Genomic DNA, 1,305 nt, shown 5'->3' with positions numbered 1-1,305 from the left:
CCCCCGGGCGCGGGCGTGGACACCGCCGCCCGGCGCGCCGCGCTGACCCGCCGCCTGCCCGCCTACATGGTGCCCACCGCCGTCGTGGCGCTGGCCGAGTTCCCGCTCAACACCAGCGGCAAGCTGGACCGCCGCGCGCTGCCCGCGCCCACCCTGCGCGCTGCCGAGTTCCGCGCCCCGGCCGACCCGGTGCAGACGCTGGTCGCCGAGGTCTTCGCCGAGGTGCTCGGCGCCGACCGCGCCGGACTCGACGACGACTTCTTCGCCCACGGCGGCAGCTCGCTGGACGCCACCCAGGTGACCGCCCGCGTCGGCGCCGCGCTCGGCGGCGCGCGCATCCCGGTGCGCACCCTGTTCGAGGCGCCGACCGTCGAGGCCTTCGCCGAGGCCGTGCGCCCGTTCGCCGATCCCGAATCGGCCCACACGGCACCGGTTTCCGCGCCGACCCGCCGCGAGCGCCCGGCCCGCGTCCCGCTCTCGCCCGCCCAGCAGCGCCTGTGGTTCCTCAACCGCGTCGAGGTCCAGGACGGCGCCGAGGCCGGGGACGGGACCGGGGATGGCGTGGAGAGCGTGTACAACCTGCCCGCCGTGCTGCGCCTGACCGGCGAGCTGGACGTGCCCGCCCTGGAACGCGCCGTGCTCGACGTGCTCGGCAGGCACGAGACCCTGCGCACCGTCTACCCGCAGGACGCGCATGGCCCCTTCCAGTCCGTGCTGCCGCTGGCCGACATCGGCTTCTCGCTGGCCCGCATGACCGTCGAGGAGGCGGGCCTGCCCGCCGCCGTCGCCGCCCTGGCGCGCACCGGTTTCGACGTCACCACCGACCTGCCCGCCCGCGTCGCCCTGCTCGCCCTCGAACCCGCGACCCCCGGCGCGCCCGCCGAGCACGTGCTGGTGTTCGTCGTGCACCACATCGCCGCCGACGCGCTGTCCATGCCGCCGCTGGTCGCCGACCTGGTGCGCGCCTACGCCGCCCGCCTGCGCGGCGCCGCCCCCGACTGGGCCGAACTGCCCGTCCAATACGCCGATTACAGCCTCTGGCAGCACGAACTGCTCGGTTCCCCCGACCGTCCCGGCGATCTGGCCCACCGCCAGCTCGCCTTCTGGCGCGACACCCTCGCCGGTCTGCCCGCCCAGCTGGCGCTGCCCACCGACCGCCCGCGCCCCGCGCGCCCGAGCCTGCGCGGGGCCGCCGTCGACCTGACCGTCGACGCCGGGACCACCGCGGGTCTGCGGGAGCTGGCCGCGCGCAGCGGCGCCACCATGTTCATGGTGCTGCACGCCGCCTTCGCCGCCACTCTCGCC

At 77.0% G+C, this 1,305-nt stretch carries 1 protein-coding gene; it reads left to right on the top strand.

Annotated features, from left to right (window positions below):
* On the top strand, window positions 1-1,305 hold a 1,305-nt coding region (locus QH283_RS05395; RefSeq protein ID WP_280501907.1), incomplete at both ends, for a condensation domain-containing protein.

Source organism: Nocardia farcinica (assembly GCF_029867845.1).
Classification (GTDB): domain Bacteria; phylum Actinomycetota; class Actinomycetes; order Mycobacteriales; family Mycobacteriaceae; genus Nocardia; species Nocardia farcinica_A.
Note: the sequence above shows the minus strand (reverse complement) of the source record. Positions and strands in the feature narration are given on the sequence as shown.